This is a genomic window from Nocardia sp. GP40, assembly GCF_050434125.1.
Classification (GTDB): Bacteria; Actinomycetota; Actinomycetes; order Mycobacteriales; family Mycobacteriaceae; genus Nocardia; species Nocardia albiluteola.
In genome coordinates this window covers 278,031-296,543 of sequence record NZ_JBNPVW010000007.1, presented here as the reverse complement: position 1 = coordinate 296,543, position 18,513 = coordinate 278,031, and the positions used below count along the sequence as shown (strand labels likewise).

Below are 18,513 nucleotides of genomic sequence, written 5' to 3'. Positions count from 1 at the left end.
GCCGGGACAGCGTACGGGTCGGCTACGCGCGTGGCGTCCCATGCCGATGGACCGCTCGGCGTGGGCCGTGCATGGTTCCGGGATCGGTCGATCGAACGTTGGAAACCGCTGTGCGATACAGCGATTCGGCACCGTCCAGATGAGATGTATTGGCCCACCGTGGCCGGACGGATCGTGGAGGTACTCCTCCGTGCCCTCAGGGCAGCGGCGCGGTCCAGCGAAGCCGGGTGCCGGGGCCGGTCGCGCCGGGCGTTGCGGCCGGGAGGATCTCGAAGCTGCCACCGCATTCCTCAGCCCGGTCCGCCAGGTTCACCAGGCCGCTCGAGGCCGGATCCAGCGGCATGCCTCGCCCGTCGTCCTCGACCACGACCGTGATCTCGTCCCCGACATGCACGTCCACGCTGAGGTGATCGGCGCCCGAATGCCGCACCGCATTGCTGATCGCCTCACGGACCACGGCCTCGACGTTGTCGGCGACGGTGATCCCCAGCTTCGAGAGCGGGCCGGTGATACGGACCGTGGTGGCGATCGGCGCGTCGGTGGTGTGCTGGCGGATCACCTCGTCGAGCCGCTGGCGCAGCCCGCTCAGTACGGGATGGTCGCCGTGCAGGTCGAAGATGGTGGTGCGGATCTCCTGCACCACCTCCTGCAACTCCGCCACGGACGTGGTGATCCGCTCCTGCACATCGGGCCTGCTGCTGCGCGGCACTGTGCCCTGCAGGTTGAGCCCCACCGCGAAGAGCCGCTGAATGACATGATCGTGCAGGTCGCGGGCGATGCGATCGCGGTCGGCCAGCACGCTCAACCGCTGCACCTGCTCGCGGCTCGCGGCCAGCTGCATGGCCACCGCCGCCTGCGTGGCGAAGGCGGTGGCCAACTCGAGAATTTCGTCGGCGTACTGCGGTGCGCCCTTCGGCCGCGCGGTGACCAATACACCGAGGGCTGCCTCCGCGGTACGGACGGGAAGCATCAGGACCGGTCCCTCGCCGACCCATTCGCTGCCGTGCCCGGCCGCGAACCGCCGCGCGGTCCCGGTCCGGAATACCTCGCCGATATCGGTATCGGCCGTCGGAAGCTGTCGAGGGGCAGAGGCCGAAGGCACGGCCGCGGCGATATCGAGGAATTCGACGTTCTCGGCCGGGACCTCGGGGTCCTCGCAGATCGCCACGAGTGCCTGCTCGGAGGCGGTCAGCTTCCGGACGTGCTCGACCAGGTGCTCGAGTACCTCGTGCGATCCGGCGCCGGCGAGGAATTCGGTGGTGAAGTCGCGGGTGGCAGCGATCCACGCGTTGCGGGCGCGGGAGGACTCGTAGAGGTGAGCGTTGTCGATGGCGATGCCGGCCGCGGCGGCGAGGGCCTGCACGACCACCTCGTCGTCCTCGGTGAACGGCTGCTCGTTGTCCTTGTCGGACAGATAGAGGTTGCCGAACACTTTGGCGCGGATCCGGATCGGCACGCCCAGGAAGGTGCGCATGGGCGGATGGTTGGGCGGGAATCCGACCGAGGCGGGATGATCGGAGATGCGGTCCAGGCGGATCGTCTTCGGTTCGTCGATCAGGATGCCCAGCACGCCGCGTCCCTGTGGGAGATCGCCGATGAGGGCCCGCTGGTCGTCGTCGATGCCCTCATAGATGAACTGCACCAGTTCGTGGTCGTGCCCGCGCACGCCGAGCGCCCCGTAACGGGCGCCGGCGAGGGTGATCGCGGTGTGCACGATGGTGCGCAGCGTCTGGTCGAGTTCGAGCCCGGCGGTGACCGTCAGCATGGCCTCGACCAGCCCGTCGATGCGGTCCCGGGAGTCGCGGATCTGGTCGATGCGGTCGCGCACCTCGTCCAGGAGTTCCCGCAACCGCAGCTGCGAGAGGGTGTCGCGGACCGAATACTGGCTCGTGTCGGACGGGTGAACCATTGCTGCGCCTCCCTCCATGGCTCCCGTAGTCGCTGAGCCGTGTCGGCGGACTCGGGAGGACGAAACCAGTTTATCCGCAGCGGGAACTTGCTGGTACGCGAACGTTTGAACCGTGGATTGTTGGGTAATCAACACGATCGGCCTGGTTGCGTTCGATTCGGAGGGCGCCGTGCCGTCACGACGAGCGCTGCGTCAACGCACGATCCGCAGGATTTCCCGCAAAGGCAGCAGACGCAGGTGGCCAATCCGTCGACGGTGCACTCGAGCAGGATGGTCGACATCGCGTCGCCGCAGCACAGGACGTCGCGGCGATCGTCGGAATCGGTCGACAGCACCAGTAGGGTCGCTCGATCGATCACGGTGTCCCGGCGTGCCTGTTCGTGGGTGACCGGAAAATCGCGGCCGATCGGCACCCGTGCGCGCTCGGCCGAGGTCACCAGTGCCGAGCGGGGGATCCCCGCATCCGGACCGGATCTCCTGTCCACCATCCGAGCTCGGCCTGGTACTCGACATCGCGGTGGCGCAGCGCGCCTGTGAGCCGGCTGGCGTGCGCCAGCACGGGTTGCGCGGCCTCGGGCAGCACGTCCAGCATCGTGTCGGCGGGATCGAACATCGAGCGCAGCACCGTTTCGACATCGTCTCACTCGGCCGGCGGCAGCACGGGCAGCCGATCGGTGCGCCGTAGGCGAATGGCCTCGGCGCGTTCGCGTTCGGCGGCGGTGACCGCCGGATGCGGTACGAAACGGACGATGGCGGCATGCGTGTACCGATTCGGGTCCGGGCAGTGCTCCACGACGGTGTGCCAGCCCTCGGCGTCCAGTGCAGTGCGGAGATGCCCGAGCGCGATGCCGCAGCTCAGGAACATCTGACGTCCGGTGGGATCGGTATCGGGCAGCATGCGGTCGGGCACCGCGAACAGGTCCAGCCGGTCACCGCCGAAAACCCACCGCCAGGGCTGCGAGTTGTGCAGGGACGGCGCGCGTCCCGCGGTCTGGACAGCCGCTTGGACGGTATCGACCGGGATCTGGTCCATGGTGTTCACGCTATTGCGGCACAGGCGATTCGGGCAGGGACGAATGTCCCCGGAACGGCGGTCCGGCGCCCCCCGGACGAGTGTGTCGATCGTCGACCTGCGGCCCTATGCGCGGCGCCGCGTCAGGACGAGGCTCGGAGTGTGCACGACCAAGATGTCAAGGGCCCGATCATCGATTCCCGCGCGTTCGACGCGGTGATCTTCGATATGGACGGGGTGGTCACCGACAGCGCCTCGATCCACGCGGCGGCCTGGACCGAACTGTTCGACACCTTCCTGGCCACTCGGGCCCCGGGCCGCGGCGAGGACCTGTCGCCCTTCACCGAGACGGACTACGAGCGTTTCGTGGACGGCAAGGCGCGATCCGACGGCGTCGCGGATTTCCTTGCGGCGCGGGGGATCTCGCTGCCGCACGGAGAGCTGTCCGACCCGGCCGACGCGGTCACGGCCTGCGGTCTGGGCAATCGAAAGGATCGGCTGTTCCTGCGGCGGGTCGCGCGGGACGGGGTGCCAGCGTTCGAATCCACCGTGGCGCTGGTGCGCGGACTGCGGGCCGCGGGGCTGGGGACCGCGGTGTTCTCGGCCGGCCGCAATGCCGCGGAGGTGCTGGCGGCGGCCCGGGTCGGGGACCTGTTCGCGGTACGGATCGACGGCGTCGTGGCCCACGAGCTGAGCCTGCCCGGCAAGCCGGATCCGGCGATGTTGCTCGAGGCCGCGCGCCGGCTCGGTGCGCGGCCGGAGCGCACGGTCGTCGTGGAGGACGCCGAGGCCGGCGTCACGGCGGGTCGTCGCGGTGGGTTCGGTCTGGTTATCGGAGTGGACCGGGTGGGGCATGCGGATCGGCTGCGGGCGGCCGGAGCCGACGAGATCGTTGCCGATCTGGCGCAGGCGCAGCTGCGAAGCGGATTCCCGCGGATGTCGGAGATTCCGGACGCGCTGGGCTATTACCCCCGCATCATCGACCGGCTGGCGGCCGGCAGGCCCGCGGTGCTGCTGGATTTCGACGGCACGCTGTCCGATATCGTGCCCGATCCGGCCGCGGCGGTCGTGCACGAGGGTATCGCCGGGGCACTGGCGCGGCTGGCGGAGCGGTGCCTGGTGGCGGTGGTCAGCGGTCGCGACCTCGACGATCTGCGCAAGCGGATCGACATCCCGGGCCTGTGGTACGCGGGCTGTCACGGCTTCGAACTGTTGGCGCCGGACGGGATCCCGCACGCGCACGTGGCGGCCGAGGCGGCCATCGCCGACGCGGCCCGGCGGCTCGATCGGGAGCTGCGGGGGATTGCCGGGGTTATGGTGGAGCACAAGCGATTCGCGGTGGCGGTGCACCACCGCGCCGTGGCGCCGGCGCGGGTCGCCGAGGTGGTGGCCGCCGTGCACCGCGTGGGGCACGAGGGCGGGCTGCGTGTCGCGGCTGGTCGCAGGGTCAACGAACTGCATCCGGATCTGCACTGGGACAAGGGTTCTGCCGTGAAGTGGCTACTCGGGCGGTTCGGTGCGCCGGCGGTCCCGGTGTACATCGGCGACGACCTCACCGACGAGGACGCGTTCGACGCCGTCACCGCTGACGGCATCGCGATCTGCGTGCGCCACCGCGAGGACGGTGACCGCCGCACCGCGGCCCAGTTCACGGTCGAAAACCCCGCCCGCGTGGCCGATCTGCTCGATCGGTTGACGAACCTGATTGCCGCCGAGGGCATCTCGGCGGTCCCGCGGGACTGGTTGCTGGACTTCGACGGCTACGACCCGCCCACCGAGAAGCTGCGGGAGGCGCTGTGCGCCACCGGCAACGGATATCTCGGCGTCCGTGCCGCCGCACCGGAATCGAGGGCCGGGACGCACCACTACCCGGGCACCTACGTCGCCGGTATCTATAACCGCCTGGACGACGAGATCGCCGGGCGCACGGTGGACAACGAAAGCCTGGTCAATCTGCCGAACTGGCTGCCGCTGACCTGGCGCGTCGGCGACGGCGACTGGTTCGATCCGGATGCGGTCGAATTGCTCTCCTACCGTACCGAATTCGATCTTCGGTACGCGGTGCTGACCCGGCGGTGGCGGTACCGCGACCCGGACGGCAGGATCACCGCGGTCACCCAGCGCAGGTTCGTGTCGATGCACGCACCGCACCTGTGCGCGCTGTGCACGACCCTCACCGCCGAGAACTGGCACGGCCGCCTGACGATTCGGTCCGCGATCGACACCGCCGTCCGCAACGATCTGGTCGATCGCTACCGGGCGCTGTCCGGGCAGCATCTCGCCGCGGCGGAGGTGATCCGCCCCGGGGAGGACGGCGTGGTCGCCCTGACATCGACCGTTCAGTCCCGCATCCCCATCGCCACCGCGATCCGAACCACGATGCGTAAGAACCGGATACGGTACATCGGCCCCAGTTCACCGTTCGGTGAGCCAGGACTGGCCGGATACGACACCGAGGTCGAGCTGGCCGAGCGGGAGTCGGTCACGGTCGACAAGATCGGCGCCCTGTACACCGGCCGCGACCCCGCGATATCCAGCCCCGGCGACCAGGCATGGCGGGAACTCGCGGGGATCGACGACATCGATACCCTGCTCGGGCCGCACATCGTCGCATGGGAACACCTGTGGGCGCGGCTGCGGATCGACCTCGACGGAGACGGAGTCGCCCTTCGCACCGTGCGGCTGCACCTGCTGCATCTGATGCAGACCCTGTCGCCGCACACCGTCGCCGTCGACGCCGGGGTCCCGGCGCGCGGCCTGGCCGGGGAGGCGTACCGCGGCCACATCTTCTGGGACGAGCTGTTCGTCCTGCCCGTCCTGACCCTCCGATTCCCGGCGCTCACGAAATCCCTCCTGGGATACCGGCATCGCCGCCTGCCCGAGGCGCGCCGCCTGGCCCGCGACATCGGCTGTGCCGGTGCGCTGTTCCCGTGGCAGTCCGGCAGCGACGGCCGGGAGGAGAGCCAGCGCATGCACCTCAACCCGCGATCGGGACGTTGGACCCTCGATCCGAGTCCGCGCGCTCATCATGCCGGAATCGCCGTGGCCTACACCGTATGGCACTACTACGAGGCGACCCGGGACCGCGAATTCCTCTCCGAGACCGGCGCGGAATTACTGATCGAGATCGCCCGCTTCTGGGCCGACCGCGCCGTCCATGATCCGGGCGACGACCGATTCCATATTCGCGGGGTCATCGGGCCCGACGAATTCCACGCCGGCTATCCGGACGCCCCGGGCGAGGGCATCGATGACAACGCGTATACCAACATCATGGCCGCCTGGGCGATCCGGCGCGCGCATGATGCGCTGCACCGGCTCGCCCCACGGGTCCGCGCGGAACTCCTGGAATCCCTGGGGATTCCGCCGGGGGAGCCCGAACGCTGGACCGCGGTGGCCGACCGCTTGTACGTCCCGTTCCACGACGGGGTGATCAGCCAGTTCGCCCGTTACGAGGAACTGTCCGAACTCGATTGGCCCGCCTACCGCGAGCGATATGGCGACATCGCCAGGCTGGACCGCATTCTCGAGGCCGAGGGCGACACCGTCGATCGCTACCGCGTGGCGAAGCAGGCCGACATCCTCATGCTGTTCTACCTGCTGTCCGCGGATGAGCTCCGAGACCTGCTGGGCCGCATGGGATATCGGCTCCCGCCCGAGATGATCACGCGCACCGTCGACTACTACGTGGCCCGCACCACGCACGGCTCGACGCTCAGCGCCGTCGTGCACGCCTGGGTCCTGGCCCGCTCCAACCGCGACCGGACCGTGGCGTTCTTCCGAAGCGTCCTCGAGTCAGATGTCCACGACATTCAGGGCGGCACCACGGCCGAGGGAATCCACATGGCCGCCATGGCCGGAAGCGTGGATCTGTTGCAGCGCTGCTTCACCGGGCTCGAAATTCGCGGCGGCAGGCTGATATTCGACCCGTGCTGGCCGCCGGAACTGGGCCGGCTGAGCTTCCCCATGGTCTATCGAGGCCACCGCCTCACCGTCCGCATCGACGCACGGACCCTGGAGATCGCCTCCGAGCCGGACCGGGCGCCGGGCGTCGACATCGAATGCGGAGGGCTCCGGTATCGGCTCGCCGCGGGCGGTACGGTTCGAGTGGCCCTGGCGGGCGACACGATTGCGGCACCGCGCGAGAGCGCCGAGTAGGCGGCGGTATCGGGCGGACACGGTGATCATCGCCAAGTCGTTCCATGTGCGTCCCGCCCGCCGCGGTGGAGGTCGAGGTCCAGGACGGGGTGGTCACGCTCACGGGCGTCAGGATCCGGGGGCGACAGCGTGTGCAGCAGCGCGAAACACCGTGAGACTGATTGTCTTCCGCCCGTGTTCCCGAGGTCGCCGGGATAGGTGACTTGCGGCCCTGGGGCCGCCTTCCGGTCCTCCGGTTGGCTCGGAGGGGACGACAGATCACACACAACAGGAGGCGATCGCCATGTACGCCCGCGATATCTTCAGTCGCCCAGTGGTGACGGTGCATCCGCGGACACCGCTGCGGGAGGCCGCGGCCCTGCTGACCGAGCACGGTTTCGCCGCCCTCCCGGTGGTCGACGAGGCAGATCACGTCATCGGGATGCTGTCGGAGTCCGATGCCCTCGCCGCCGCCGCCGCCGACGACGACGCTGCGCAGCTCGCGACCACCGTCGATGCGGTGATGGCAGTGCCGGCGGAGGTCGTCGACCCGGGCGCCGACACCGGCGCCATCGCCGCCCGGATGCTGGCGCTGCACGTGCGGTCGATGCCGGTCGTGGAGGCCGGGGTGCTCGTGGGCATCGTCGCTCGACGCGACCTGCTGCGCGCCCTGATCCGCGACGACGCCGCGACCGAATCGAAAATCCGTGCGCGGCTGGACAATTACGCCGGCAGCCGCCGCCAGTGGACCATCACGGTGGCAGACGGTCATGCGACCATCCGCGGGCGCTTCGCCGACGCGATCGAGCAGCGCACGGTGTCGGGTCTGGCCATGACGGTCCCGGGCGTCGACAAGGCGGAGACCCTGCCCGAAGCGCCGGTTTCCTCCGGTGGTGCGCCCGCGCCGCTCTCGGAGTGGCTGCAACGCAAGGCGGAGGAGACCCGCGGGTAGCGGCCGGATCTATCATACTGGCCGTCCGGGAATCGGGGTGCCTCCGGCGTAGTCGGCGCTGTCGCCTGACGCCTGGAGTCTTCATCGCGAGGCACCGACCGGAGAGCACGGATTGCGCCGTGCCCGTGGTCTTTTCCGGCGACATCGGAAACCGCGTGCAGTGGCGGAGGTTTGGCGGTGCACGACGCTGGCGGGCCCACGTCGGCGGGGGCACTGTGGTACCGCGCCAACGACTTTGGTCTCTGCCAGGCCCTGGGCGGGTATCGGCGGCTGCTGGACGAATACGGTCCGGAGATCAGTGTGGCGGTGCGCAACGGAGTCGATCACGGCTCATCCGCTGGCCCTCCTGCATGCGGACCTGGTCACGGATCCTGGTGTGCGGGCCCGGCTTACGCAATTGACCCGCGGCGCTTTGGGGGTACGGTTTCGCAATCACCGGCGCGAGACGATCAATCCGTAGTGCCCGTCGTAACGGTGATACAACACGCAGCCGCGGTCCAGTGCTGGGTCGCGGTAGAACAGGAACGGTGATCCGCTCAACGACAGCCGGTGGAGTGCTTGCCGCCGGTTCAATTCCGGGGCCGGAGCGTCGTCGACGGTGATCCGCAGATGACCGGGGATGACGGCCCGTGGCGGCGGATCGAGCCGGGTGAGGCGGTAGTCGCCGTGAGCGGTCCGGTACAGCAGACTCTCGGCCTCGGCGCCCGGTTCATGGAACATCTCGAACGGGTAGTCCATCAGTGTTATGTAGACCGCGGCATCGGCCGCCATGTGATCGTGGAGACGAAAGGCCTTGGTCCGCATTATGGTTCGCTGATGCGTGGGCCGCACGAAGAGCAGCGTCGGCGCCTGTGGTCCACAGCGTTCCCACGCAATCGGCCCGGAGCGGGCCAGGGCCTGCAGTCGTGTTCGCGTGCGCGCCTGCAGTGCGTCCACCACCCCGGGGACGCTCGCGCCGGTCACCTGCACGCGGATCGCCCGCGAGGTGGCGATGTCCACCTGGGCGACAAAGGGATCGGCCGCCGCCGTGTCGTGGTGGTCCGTCACACGTACGCGTACCGACGTAATAGGCGAGGGGTGGCGCTCGACTGCCCTGCGGATACGTTGCCGCGCGTAATCGCCGAACATGCGCGGAATTCGAGCATCGAGACGAACATCGACGACGGGCGCGGCTGGACGGCCGGCGGCGCGGATGCCCCCGCGCGGGAATGGCCGTGGGTCGGCCTCGGGAGCGCCGGTCATGGTTACCGTCGCTGTGCAGGGCCGAGTTCCAGTACGACGCTGACGACGCCGTTGTCGCACTTCGCGTTGATCGGCATGTCGGCATCCATCAGCAACTGCATCGTCGTCGAGTTGGTGGACAGGATCTCGGCCACGAAGCGCTGGATATCGTACCGGCGGGCCTCTTGCGCGAGACCGGCGAGCAGCGTGGTGCCGATGTCCGAACGCTGGTCCTCGTGCGCCACGATCATCGTGACCTCGGCGCAGCGGGGATCCTCGAGCACGACGTAGTTGGCGACGCCGATAAGCCAGCGGCCCAGGAAGGCGCCCACCGCGAAATGCTTCGGATCGTGCGCGGCGATCTGCGTGGCGACGTGGTCGAGATTCTTCGGGCGCGGTCCGAAAAACCGGTAGTAGCGGTCGCGTTCGCCGAGCCCCGCGTGTAGATCACGGACCGTCGCCGTATCGCTCGGCATCAGCGTGCGATACGTCACCTCCGTCAGGTCGATGGCTGTATTCGCGGTCATGGTGATCCTTTCGGTGTTGTTCGCCGCTAGATCCGCAGTGCGGTGGCGGCGGTGTCTTCCGGTGGCGCGGTGGTGTCCGCCGTGGCCGCGCGGTCGATCGCCGCTCCCCGGGGAGCCCGGTCGTGCCAGGTCGCCACCTGCCGGACCAGTGCGGACAGCGCGCCGTGAGCGACGGCAGGGTCGTCCAGCCGGTGCGACAGGCGCGTGGTATCGGGCAGCCGGCGCATGACCAGCACCGGCTCGTCCGCGCCGCCGGCCGGGTCGCTCAGGTGTGCGCCGCCGAGATGGACATCGGGTGCGAAGCGGCGGTTCCCGAACAGCGCGACCACCGCCGAATGGGTTTCGGCGAGTGTAGCGAAGGGGGTGGTGGACTCCATGGCCAACAGCTTGGCGGATCATCGCCCGTTCCGTGATGGCCGAAAGTCCCCTGACCACTGGGCTTGTGACCCGGCAGGCCGGTCGCGCCGGGGCAGCCCGGCCGGCGCCGGGGGACTTCCGTCACCTCGGTGTGAAGGCGCGATGCCCTAGGAGTTCGAACGCGGGAACGATGAAATCGACGGGGTAGGAACCGGTACCCACACAGCTGAGGAGTGACCATGAACCTGCTTCCTGCCCATCATCGCCCGGGCTCACTACTACCCGATTTCACCGACCTGTGGAGTGCGCTCAAGCCGGGCCTGGCGCCCATGTTCGGCAGTCACATGCTGCGGGTGGAGGAGTCCATCGACGAGGGCCATTACGTGGTCCGCGCCGAAGTCCCCGGCATAGATCCGGTCAAGGACCTGGAGGTGTCCGTGCACAGCGGGCTGCTCACGATCAAGGCCGAGCGCAGCGAGACCGCCGAGGAGAAGGGGCGTTCGGAATTCAGTTACGGCGCGTTCGAGCGCACCGTATCGCTGCCCGAGGGCGCGAAGGACGAGGGTATCGATGCCAGCTATGCCAAGGGGATCCTCACCGTCAGCGTTCCGCTGGGCAAGCCCAAGGAGAAGGTCACCAAGGTCGACGTGAAGTCCGGCGACTAGCGGTGGATTCTCGGCCGGGGCCGCCGTCTGGACGGCAGCCGATCGGGTGAAAGGAGCAGCTCATGACGCAGCAAGACCTCGGGGTCGCGATCGTCACGGCGACCGATGGCTCGGCCGGGTCGTATCAGGCGGTGGCATGGGCGGCCGCGGACGCGGCGCTGCACGGCTGCCCGCTCGAGGTGATCGCGTCGATGGCGTTCGAGGGGCCTTACGGTCCGGCGCCGTACGTGACCGCGGAGGTGGTCGAGCAGCTGCAGCACAGCGGTGAGGAGATCGTTGCCGAGGCGGCGCGCATCGCGGCGGCTGTCACGGGCTCGAGCCCCGTCGAGGTCCGCCGGGAGGTGACCTTCAATCCGATCATCGGTGTCCTCATCGAGCGCTCGCGCACCGCGCGGGCGCTGGTGGTCGGCAGCCGGGGCCGGGGCGCGGTGCAGCGTGCGCTGCTCGGCTCGGTGAGCTGGGCGATGATTCACCACGCGCACTGCCCCGTCGTTGTGGTGAGCGTCGCGGCCGGCAATGATCCGGTCTCGATGCGCGAACCGGTTCTCGTCGGTGTCGACGGGAGCCAGAGCAACGCGCCGGCTGTCGCGATCGCGTTCGAGGAGGCGGCACTGCGGGGCGTCGGGCTGACGGCGCTGCGGTGCTGGAGTGATTCGAGCGACGGTGAACTGCTCGCCGGTGCATGGGAACAGGCGCGGGACAAGGAGCTGGCGCTGCTGGAGGAGGATCTCGCGGTCCACCGGGAGCGCTGGCCGGATGTCCCGGTGCGCAGCCTCGTCCGGCGCGACCGGCCCGCGCACGCCCTGCTGGCCGAATCGGACAACGCGCAACTGGTCGTGGTGGGCGGCCGCGGCCGCGGCGGATTCGCCGAGATGTCGCTCGGATCGACCAGCCGGGCGCTGGTGCAGTCGGTCGAATGCCCGATCCTCGTCGCCCGCGAGCCCGGTGCCGCGCCCCCGAGCCGATAGGAACCTGCCCGATGCGTCAGGACCGACCTCCCCGGCCGGGTGGTGTCGGGGCCTGGCATCCGGTGCGACGGCCCGGATGCTCGGCCGGGATCCGTGTATGCCTACTGGCACACCGCACCCCTGACAGAGCGGATCCGCAATGACCGAACTGGGACCGCTGGATACGGGATTCCTGGAGATCGAGGACGCCGATCGGCACGTCAGTCTGGCGATCGGCGCGGTGGCGATCATCGACGGGACCGCGCCCGGCCGGGACGAGTTTCGTGCGGGGGTGGCGGCGGGGCTGTCGCGGCAGCCGCGGCTGCGGCAGCGCATGCGCAGGGCACCGCTGGACATCGTCGCGCCGGCGTGGGAGGACGATCCGAATTTCGATCTGGCACACCATATTCGGTGGGTCGCATTGGCCGCGCCCGCGGACGAGGCGGCGTTGCGGGAACTGGTGGCCACCGAGCTGGCCAGGCGCCTGGACCGCGATCATCCGCTCTGGGAGATCGTCGTCGTCGAGCGCCTCGACGGCGGTCGCTGGGCGTTGATCGTCAGGGCGCACCACAGCATGGTCGACGGAATCTCGGGCATCACACTGTTCGAGGGCTTCTGCGATCTACCCGACAGCGAGGCGGAAACCCGCCGCTTACAACCTGGGAATGCTTCTGGCCGTGACCTTTTCGGCGTCCTGGCGCAGGTGCTGCGGCTGCCGTTCGCGCTGCCCGGATGGGCCGCCGCGACGGCGCGCACCCTGGCTCCGGTGGTGTATGCGGCCGTGGCACCGGCCGCACAGACGTCGCTGAACGGTCCGATCGGGCGGCAGCGGCGGTACGCCGTCGCGCGGGCCGAGCTGGCGCAGGTGCGGGAGATCCGCGCGGCCTACGACGTCACGGTCAACGACGTGGTGGTCGCGGCCGTTGCCGCCGCCTACCGGCGGTTGCTGCTGGCCCGCGGCGAGGATCCCGCATCGCACGGGCTGCGGATCCTGGTGCCGGTGGCGATGCGTGCCGCTGATGCGAAATACGTTCTGGACAACCGCGTCTCGGCGATGATCCCGCGCTTGCCGGTCGAAATCGACGATCCCGTCCAGCGATTGCGCGCCGTGCACGACAGGATCGGCCGGCACCGGGCGCGCGGCGAGGCCGAAGCCGAGGAATCGCTGCTGGCGTTCGCCGACAGGCTGCCGTCCGGGGTCGTGGCCTGGGTGTTCCGTCTGGCGTCGGCGCTCCCGCAGCGCGCGGTCGGCGCGCTGGCAACCAACGTGCCCGGGCCCGCGCACGCCCCGACCATGAACGGCCGGAGGGTGCTCGAGATCTGGCCGTGCATGCCGATCGCCATGCGCCTGCGCACCACGATCGCGATCCTCAGCTACACCGGACAGCTGGCGTTCGGCATCACCGGCGACTACGACAGCGTCCCGGACATCGAGGAGCTGGCGTCCGGCATCGCGAAGGAGATCGAAGTGCTGCTGGCTCACGCGCGGGGACGGCGCGTCCCGGGTGAGACACCGGGCTGAGCCGGGCCGATGGCTGCGCCCGGCAGCCCGGGGCGCCGGCGTGGATCTGGGCCAACGGCACGCTCCCGGCGCACGATGATGACGGCGCATCGTCAGGAGCCGGTGGCGGCGCACCCTTGGCCCTGCGGCATCGAATCCGCTGCCGCCTCGTCCAGGAGGGCGCCGATGGCGTCGAGGACCGTCGAGCGGGGCGGGAGGGGGAGGCGGCCCGGGGTGGGTTTCGAGGCCCAGCGCCCGCCGAATCCGTTGTCCGACATCGGCAGTAGGACGCGTTGTCCGGGGCGCCGCACGGTGACGCCGTAGTCGGAGAGGCGGTGTGCCCGCTGAGCGTCGAGGGCGCGGTCCGGGTGCGAGGCCACCAGGAAGGTCCATACTGTGTCGCGCGGATTGGTGACGACCGGGACGCTGTGCCGCCCGCCGAGGAGGCCGAGTACCTGGGCACCGAGGTGCACGGGCATGTCCACCGCGCCGATCCGGACATCGCATTGCACGGCGGGCCGGCCTGCCGCCAGGATCGCGGGCAGGTGGTATCGGAATCGCATCAGATGCGCGACATCGGTTGGAGTGTAACAGGATTCGAACATCGGAGTCCTCCCGAGACCTGCTGTGGCGGCCATTGGTAGAAGAGACAACCAGCTGTTCGTTGCGGTTCGATTTCCTGTGTATTGCTCGGCGATTGCTCCCGGCGGTCAGTGTTTCGGACTCGGCACTGTCGGCGTTCACGGCGACCGGTCTGGCCCGGGCACGCCCACGCGATCGCGGTTGCCGCGGTGGTGGCGTTGACCGCGGTGAACTACGGGGGAATCCAGAAGTCCGCGTGGCTGACCCGTGTGATCGTCGCGGTCGTGCTCGCGGTGCTGTCCGCTGTGGTCGTGGCCGGATTCACCAGCGGCCACGCCGATTTCGCGCAGCTGCGGTTCGGTGGTGATATCGCCGTGCCGGGAATCCTGCAGGCGGCAGGTCTGCTCTTTTTCGCGTTCGCGGGATACGCGCGCATCGCGACCCTCGGTGAGGAGGTTCGCGACCCCGCCCGCACGATTCCCCGTGCGATTCCTCTCGCGCTGGGCCGACCCTCGTCGTGTACGCGGCGATCGCGGTCGCGGCGATCGGCTTCTCCTCCTTCGGCGTGCTGCTCTACTGTGCGATCGCCAACGCCTCGGCCTGGACCCTCACTCCCACCGAGAACCGGCCGCCACTGGCAATACCTGCCATCGGTCTGATCGGCTGTCTCGCATTGGCATTCACCCTGCCCCATGCCTCGGCCGTCGGCGGGGCCGTGGTCGTTGCCCTCGGCGCCGCCCTGTATCTGTTCCGCCGCGCACTCACTCGCCGACAGCTTCGGTAACCAGATCCATCGGGATGGTCGGTGCAGTGTGGACTATTTTCGTTCCTGATGGACGACCATCACGGGGCAATATGCGTGCTGCACAAGGTAATTGGATGTCGACCCGAGAAGCAGGCCGCGAACTCCGCCGCGGCCGTGGCTGCCGACGACGATCAGTTGCGCCGTCTTCGAGTATTCCTGCAGCTTGGCGGCGGGCGCGGACAGGTATGTCTGCCGAGTCACCGGGACGTCGGGGTATTCCTCTTGCCAGCCTGCGAGACGTTCGGCGAGAATTGCCGACTCGGCTACTTCGGCGTCCGCGTCGGGAATCAGCGTGCCCGTACCGGCGAAGCGACCGAAATCCCAATCGGAACAGACGTGTACGGCCACGAGCTCGGTGTGGCGTTCGGCCGCCTCGGCGAAGGCCGCGGCGATGGCGGGCTCGCTGCGCGTGCGCGGTCACCGCCAGTAGCGTCGAGCCCAGATGGGCGAGGGTGCCGGCCGAACCGGTCGAACCCAGGACGACTGCGAATGCCGTCGCACTGCGGTCGATGAGCAGGTTTGCCGGGTTGTCGGCGCCCACCTTTCCGGATACCCGGAGCTCGGGTGCGGCGCGGCGCGCGACCTCCTCGGCGCGCTCGACCACGTCCCGGCCTTCGGCGCGGGCCGCTTCGGCGATGGCCTCCAAGGTCATCGCATACCCGGCGACACCGCTGGTGCCGACCCGCCCGGAAGGCAGAAGTGCCATCGAGTTCCCGGCGGCGCAGTGGCGTCACCGGCTGGACGACTGCCTCGCGGCCACCCGTTCTCGCCGCAGCGGATGGTGGGCGACTACATGCGCTGTATCAGCGAATCCTGTTGGGCGAGGACCGTACCGAGCTCGTCGCGTCCCGTATCGGGGTCCCGCCGTCCCGGTCCTGGGTGGCTCGAGCCGGTTCACCGACGGTGCCTGAGGGGGGCACACAGGCGCCGCGCTCGGCCCGTTGCTTGATGCCCAGCAACATCTTTCGTTCCATGAGCAGGCTGCCGGGCTCCATGACGACATGGTTGAACAGCCGCATCGGCCATGCGGTGCGCGGCATGGCGATGCGGTTGCGGCTGACCAGCCGGGTGCCGCCGGTGGTGGGGTAGAGGCCGAACGACCAGACCCACTGACCGTCCTCGGAGGCCAGTGCCATCGCGCGTTCGGGTTCGAGGATCGCCACCTGCAATCGCGGTCCGGTGGATCCCATTCTGAAGGTTGCGCCCCCACGCCCCGGACCCATCTGCACCAGCCACGGCCAGACTGCGCCGGGCCCGGCGGAGATGGTGACGGAGCGGGTGGCGAGGATGTCCGTGTCCGGCAGGAGATCGTCGCCGGGCATGATCCGGGCGATCTCCTCGCCGCTGGCGCCCCAGGTGAGGCATTTCGTCCGGCCGAGCCACCGATAGCCGGCCGCGAGGCCGCCCAGGAGTATCGCGGTGCCCGCGGCCGCGGCGGCGAGGGTCTTCGTCGCTTCGGAACGCATGGCTTCACCCCGCGGGTGTGGTGTCGGGCGAGGTCGTCAGTCCCTCGGCCAGGAGGATGCGGTGCGCGTACTGCGCGGCAATCGACGGCCTGTTCGCCGCGGTGTTGAAGGCCGGAACCTCCTCGAGTCCCCGGGCCAGCGCGGCCACCGCGTCGCCGAGTACCCGCAGCTTGTGGTCCAGCGAGTGGGCGGGCTCGATGGGTGGCGCCGTCTCCGGGACGTATTTGGCGTCGCCACGCAGCAGATCTCGCAGGTGAACGGGTAGCACGGTGAAGACGTGGTCGAGCTGTCCGGGGGAGCACAGGGTGTTCAGCGCGTCCGTGACGGCGCTTGCCAGCGCTGTGACCTGGTCCTGCCCGACGTCGGCGTCGTGGGCGAACTGTGCGACGAACGTGGCGGTGCGGTGACCGGCGGGTACGTGAGCGGGCACCCAGTTCTCGTAGTAGACGCCCCGCAGCAATTCGGGCAACTGTGCGGCGAGATGGGCGGAATCGATCACGCCGATCCGGTCCCGGACCGCGTGCAGCCAGGCACGCAGCACGCGATACGCGAACCGGCGGTCGTCGGTGCCGATGCTCTCGGCGACGGTGTTGAGCCACTGATGAGCGGTATGTAGGGCGGGTGCGAAGGGGTCGTTGTGGTGAGACATGCCTGCCATCGTCGGCCGCGGGGGGATCCCCACCTAGAGCCACAGGTCCCGGGCCCGGACGCGACAAGCCCTTCACGATCCGTGTCCTCCAGAACTTGGATATGGAACCTGCTGGTCCAACCATTGAAACCGGGTGATCGGCGGGTGTGATCATGCTGTACCCATCGTGCGGTGCCCGTCGCTGCGATGGGGAAAAGCGGGTAGGTGGTCCCGTACTTTTACGGATGCGTGCCGATTGCTCAGCCAAGGAGACTCGAAGATGTCGGCGGACAGCATCTCGCTCCGAAGATGTCACCGCCGAGTGCAGTGCCCGTTGACAGACGGATGCAACCCCTGCGGATGCACAACGAGGTGTGACCGAGATCGAGCAACGACGCTCGGTGGGGTCGTCGCACTCCCATTCGGCCGACGAAGCCGAGGTATGTGCTCCTGGCTCGAGCCAGGAGCGACAGGCAAACCGGCGACGAGCGTGACGGCCGAGCTCGGCTCCATGCTCGCCGTCCGGTGATAACAGATCAAGGCTGATGGACGGAATCTCCGATCGGCCGAGAACCCCTCGCTCCCTTACGCATCCGCACTGTGCGGCGCCTGCTTCGACGCCTGTCCGGTGCGCATCGATATTCCCTCGATCCTGGTGCACCTGCGCGCGCGGGCCACGGCTGCACGCCGGACACCGACCGCCGAGTCGGCCGGTATGGCCGCCGCGTCCTGGGTGATGCGCTCGTCCCGTCGCTTCACCGTCGCCACGCGGCTACTGCCCGCGCGCCCTCACCATCGTCATGCTCGACGACAATCGCTGAGAAGCGGTGGCGGCTCGAGCTGAACAGCTCGACGAGCCCGAACGGTGCGCGGTCACCGAGGCAGAGGTCGAGCACCTCCCACGCGTCGGCGTAGAACGCGGCGCCGCGCGCGAACATCGCGGTCTCGTAGGCGGTCAGCGCCGCCTCGATATCGCCCGGGTGCGCGGCGATCGCGAGGGCGAGTTCGGCGCCGTCCAGCATCGCCAGGTTCGCGCCGTCGCCCGAGGGCGGCATCAGGTGCGCGGCATCGCCGAGCAGCGTCACGCCGGGCACGCGGTCCCAGTGATGTCCGTCGGGCAGGGTGTGGATCATGCGAGGCACCGGCGCAGATTCGCCATCGGTGATGAGTGCGGTGAGTTCGGGTGCTCAGTCGTCGAATTCGGCTGCGACACGGGCGGTCGCGGCGGCGGCATCGGTGGTGGCCGGGTCTCAGCATCCGCTCGGCATCGGTCATCGGGCGCTGAGGACGCGCGCCCACGGCTCGTCGATGTCGGCCAGACCCAGCACGGCGACCACGTTGTCGAGCATTCCGGCGCCGAACCAGTGCCGCACGGCGTCGTCGTCACCGAGCAGCTGCCGAACGGTGTCGACCTGCTTGGCGTAGCACCGACGCACGGCCTGTCCTACCAGCGGCTCACCGGCGGCACAGTTCGCGTGCATGAGGAAACGCAGGATGGTCCGGTCCGCGACGAGCGCAGCGTAGGCGCCGCGCGCCGCATCCAACGCCGCGCCGGCACCAGCCGGCGCGGGCGAGTGCGCGACCAAGGTTTCCGTCATCACGACGGACACGTGGTCGACCGCCGCAGCGAACAACGCTTCTTTGTTCGGGTACAGCCGATAGAGATACGGCTGAGAGATGCCGACCCACTCGGCTATCTCATGCGTTGTCGTACCGTAGAAACCCTTCTGCGCGAAGCATTCGACCGCGGCGGCCACGATGGCCCGACGTCGTTCGTCGCTCTTGATTGTCGTACCACCAGGGC

At 69.1% G+C, this 18,513-nt stretch carries 17 protein-coding genes and 1 pseudogene; 6 read left to right on the top strand and 12 right to left on the bottom strand.

Going from position 1 to position 18,513, the window contains the following annotated elements:
• Nucleotides 1-196: 196 nt before the first annotated feature.
• The 3 genes from ABH933_RS23115 to ABH933_RS23105 all read right to left on the bottom strand — a co-directional run bounded on the left by ABH933_RS23115 (nucleotide 197) and on the right by ABH933_RS23105 (nucleotide 2,942).
• Nucleotides 197-1,927: a GAF domain-containing sensor histidine kinase gene (locus tag ABH933_RS23115; protein WP_429419811.1), complete on the bottom strand. Its 1,731-nt coding sequence runs from the start codon at nucleotides 1,925-1,927 to the stop codon at nucleotides 197-199.
• A gap of 415 nt (nucleotides 1,928-2,342) precedes the next feature.
• The gene (locus ABH933_RS23110) at nucleotides 2,343-2,522 is read right to left on the bottom strand and encodes a hypothetical protein (RefSeq protein ID WP_429419813.1); all 180 of its coding nucleotides are present in this window, start codon (nucleotides 2,520-2,522) and stop codon (nucleotides 2,343-2,345) included.
• Nucleotides 2,523-2,549: 27 nt separating this feature from the next.
• On the bottom strand, nucleotides 2,550-2,942 hold the full coding sequence (locus ABH933_RS23105) for a hypothetical protein (protein ID WP_429419815.1): 393 nt from the start codon (nucleotides 2,940-2,942) through the stop codon (nucleotides 2,550-2,552).
• Between the two features lie 141 nt (nucleotides 2,943-3,083).
• Between ABH933_RS23105 and otsB the strand changes: the two genes are divergently transcribed.
• Both otsB and ABH933_RS23095 read left to right on the top strand, forming a co-directional pair.
• Entirely contained in the window at nucleotides 3,084-7,079 is a 3,996-nt protein-coding gene (gene otsB / locus ABH933_RS23100) for a trehalose-phosphatase (protein ID WP_429419817.1), read from the top strand.
• 283 nt (nucleotides 7,080-7,362) lie between these two features.
• On the top strand, nucleotides 7,363-8,010 hold the full coding sequence (locus tag ABH933_RS23095) for a CBS domain-containing protein (RefSeq protein ID WP_429419819.1): 648 nt from the start codon (nucleotides 7,363-7,365) through the stop codon (nucleotides 8,008-8,010).
• Nucleotides 8,011-8,442: 432 nt separating this feature from the next.
• Here the strand turns inward: ABH933_RS23095 and ABH933_RS23090 are convergent, their stop codons facing one another.
• The 3 genes from ABH933_RS23090 to ABH933_RS23080 all read right to left on the bottom strand — a co-directional run bounded on the left by ABH933_RS23090 (nucleotide 8,443) and on the right by ABH933_RS23080 (nucleotide 10,135).
• Complete coding sequence (locus tag ABH933_RS23090; protein ID WP_429419821.1) at nucleotides 8,443-9,138, bottom strand: sigma 54 modulation/S30EA ribosomal C-terminal domain-containing protein; 696 nt, start codon at nucleotides 9,136-9,138, stop codon at nucleotides 8,443-8,445.
• Between the two features lie 116 nt (nucleotides 9,139-9,254).
• On the bottom strand, nucleotides 9,255-9,758 hold the full coding sequence (locus ABH933_RS23085; protein ID WP_429419823.1) for an N-acetyltransferase family protein: 504 nt from the start codon (nucleotides 9,756-9,758) through the stop codon (nucleotides 9,255-9,257).
• A 26-nt stretch (nucleotides 9,759-9,784) separates the two neighbouring features.
• Nucleotides 9,785-10,135, bottom strand: a complete 351-nt coding sequence (locus ABH933_RS23080; protein WP_429419825.1) for a hypothetical protein — start codon at nucleotides 10,133-10,135, stop codon at nucleotides 9,785-9,787.
• Between the two features lie 219 nt (nucleotides 10,136-10,354).
• Between ABH933_RS23080 and ABH933_RS23075 the strand changes: the two genes are divergently transcribed.
• From ABH933_RS23075 to ABH933_RS23065, 3 genes are all read left to right on the top strand, one after another.
• Entirely contained in the window at nucleotides 10,355-10,780 is a 426-nt protein-coding gene (locus tag ABH933_RS23075; RefSeq protein ID WP_429419827.1) for an Hsp20/alpha crystallin family protein, read from the top strand.
• Between the two features lie 62 nt (nucleotides 10,781-10,842).
• The gene (locus ABH933_RS23070; protein ID WP_429419829.1) at nucleotides 10,843-11,748 is read left to right on the top strand and encodes a universal stress protein; all 906 of its coding nucleotides are present in this window, start codon (nucleotides 10,843-10,845) and stop codon (nucleotides 11,746-11,748) included.
• 139 nt (nucleotides 11,749-11,887) lie between these two features.
• Nucleotides 11,888-13,249 carry a wax ester/triacylglycerol synthase family O-acyltransferase gene (locus ABH933_RS23065; RefSeq protein WP_429419831.1) on the top strand — a complete coding sequence of 454 codons (1,362 nt, stop codon included), beginning with the start codon at nucleotides 11,888-11,890 and terminating at the stop codon, nucleotides 13,247-13,249.
• Between the two features lie 92 nt (nucleotides 13,250-13,341).
• On the opposite strand, the gene ABH933_RS23060 is transcribed toward ABH933_RS23065, so the two are convergent.
• The gene (locus ABH933_RS23060; protein WP_429419833.1) at nucleotides 13,342-13,833 is read right to left on the bottom strand and encodes a hypothetical protein; all 492 of its coding nucleotides are present in this window, start codon (nucleotides 13,831-13,833) and stop codon (nucleotides 13,342-13,344) included.
• A gap of 147 nt (nucleotides 13,834-13,980) precedes the next feature.
• Here ABH933_RS23060 and ABH933_RS23055 point away from each other — a divergent pair.
• Nucleotides 13,981-14,594 (top strand): annotated as a pseudogene (locus ABH933_RS23055) (amino acid permease); the annotation flags it as partial.
• A gap of 33 nt (nucleotides 14,595-14,627) precedes the next feature.
• On the opposite strand, the gene ABH933_RS23050 reads toward ABH933_RS23055, so the two are convergent.
• The 5 genes from ABH933_RS23050 to ABH933_RS23030 all read right to left on the bottom strand — a co-directional run bounded on the left by ABH933_RS23050 (nucleotide 14,628) and on the right by ABH933_RS23030 (nucleotide 18,466).
• Complete coding sequence (locus ABH933_RS23050) at nucleotides 14,628-14,963, bottom strand: universal stress protein (protein WP_429419835.1); 336 nt, start codon at nucleotides 14,961-14,963, stop codon at nucleotides 14,628-14,630.
• A 455-nt stretch (nucleotides 14,964-15,418) separates the two neighbouring features.
• Complete coding sequence (locus tag ABH933_RS23045; protein WP_429419837.1) at nucleotides 15,419-16,081, bottom strand: SRPBCC family protein; 663 nt, start codon at nucleotides 16,079-16,081, stop codon at nucleotides 15,419-15,421.
• Nucleotides 16,082-16,085: 4 nt separating this feature from the next.
• Entirely contained in the window at nucleotides 16,086-16,730 is a 645-nt protein-coding gene (locus ABH933_RS23040; RefSeq protein WP_429419839.1) for a DUF2267 domain-containing protein, read from the bottom strand.
• A 734-nt stretch (nucleotides 16,731-17,464) separates the two neighbouring features.
• The gene (locus ABH933_RS23035) at nucleotides 17,465-17,842 is read right to left on the bottom strand and encodes an FAD-dependent oxidoreductase (RefSeq protein ID WP_429420199.1); all 378 of its coding nucleotides are present in this window, start codon (nucleotides 17,840-17,842) and stop codon (nucleotides 17,465-17,467) included.
• 138 nt (nucleotides 17,843-17,980) lie between these two features.
• Complete coding sequence (locus ABH933_RS23030; RefSeq protein WP_429419841.1) at nucleotides 17,981-18,466, bottom strand: TetR/AcrR family transcriptional regulator; 486 nt, start codon at nucleotides 18,464-18,466, stop codon at nucleotides 17,981-17,983.
• Between the last annotated feature and the right edge of the window lie 47 nt (nucleotides 18,467-18,513).